This window comes from Rhizobium sp. L9 (assembly GCF_002531885.1).
GTDB lineage: Bacteria > Pseudomonadota > Alphaproteobacteria > Rhizobiales > Rhizobiaceae > Rhizobium.
Map to the genome: position 1 here is coordinate 1 of NZ_NWSZ01000085.1, position 1,591 is coordinate 1,591.

Annotated in this window: 1 pseudogene; it reads left to right on the forward strand. The window is 57.9% G+C overall.

Features of this window, described 5'->3' with window-relative positions:
* Positions 1 to 86: 86 nt before the first annotated feature.
* A pseudogene (locus CO660_RS32325) lies at positions 87 to 1,222 on the forward strand (transposase); the annotation flags it as partial.
* Positions 1,223 to 1,591: the final 369 nt, after the last annotated feature.

Sequence of the window (1,591 nt, forward strand, 5' to 3'; positions counted from 1 at the left end):
ACAGCAGTTCATCGTGTCCGCTACCGATAGCCGACCGCTAAGCTGCTTCGCCAGATGGGGTCTGCTTGTCGCTTACACTACACCCCCTGTTGCCAACACTAATCGAAGCGATGGAACGTCATGGACACGGCGATATGAATAGCGAGACGCGCCGGCGACTCTTGACGATGAGCCCAGCGACGATTGATCGGGTCCTCAAGGAGATTAAAGCGAGCGCCACGGGTCCGCGGCGCCGGAAAGGATCAACAGCGATTCGGCGTAGTGTTCCCGTTCGAACCTTCTCGGATTGGGATGACCCCGCACTTGGCTTTGTCGAAGCTGACCTCGTTTCTCATTCCGGCCCGTACGCTGGGGTGCCTTCTCGCAAACGCTGGTGTTGACAGATATAGCCACGGGCTGGACGGAATGCGCGCCGCTGCTGGTTCGCGAGCAAACGGTACTGATCACTGCGTTGGCCGAACTGCGCAAGTTGCTGCCGTTCCCGCTGCTGGGCTTCGACACCGATAACGACAGTGTGTTCATGAACGAGAGTGTTCATGAATATTGCTTGCGCGATAATATCGAACTTACCCGTTGCCGCCCTTACCGAAAGAATGATCAGGCATTTGTCGAGCAGAAGAATGGCGCAATCGTGCGCAAGATCGTTGGATACCGAGGCTTCGAGGGGCTGCGAGCCACTCGGGAGCTGGCCAAGCTTTATTCGTCAATGCGGTTGTTCGTGAATTTCTTTCAGCCATCATTCAAGCTGAAAGAAAAGCACCGTGACGGAGCCAAGGTGATCAAGCGCTATCATCGTCCTGCCACACTCTTCCAGCGGCTGCTTGACGACCCACGCACGCCGGAGGATACATGCCTTTGGCTCAAGGCGATGTACCTGACGCTCGAAGACTTTCTTTCTGGCTTACGGATTGCTTGGCGTGGTGGTGAAGTGAAACCGACTGCCCGCTCCAAGCCAGCGGCCAAGCGAGAGCGGCGGAGACCCGATCCTCTACTCGCCGTCACTGCCGAACTCGAGGAATGGTTCGAGGCGGAGCCTTGGCGAACTTCGCGAGAGTTGCTTGAACGCTTGCAGGTCAAATGCCCCGGCGTGTATCCCGACGGCCTCATTCGGACCGTGCAGCGCCGAATGAAAATCTGGCGCAGTACACAGGCCAATGCGCTGGTGTTCGGGCCATTCGCCGATGCCGCGCGGCAGACGGAAAGTATAGAGGTCGGGCAGTGAGATCATTACCGAACAATACAGGATCGTCATCCGCGCTCTTACCGCCAGGTTGGCCTTCGACAACCGACCCCACCGGAAAACATGATGACCGCCCGCGAAGCCGCCCGCTCGCTACAGCGCTATTGAGAGGCGCGCTCGCGAGCGGCTTCGCTACCTCCGTCACCTGCACCAGGTGCGGGGATACGATCGGAACAACCCGTGAGGCATTCGAAAACATCGAGTGAGGCAACGACATTATTCTCCGGGAACACTCTTGGGTGAGGCAATACGGCGTCTCATCCTGATCGCCGCCCCATAGGTCGCATAACTATCAAGCGCGCAACGGGTTCTGTCAGCAGCTACACCGCATATGGTTCCGTTGCCTGAGGC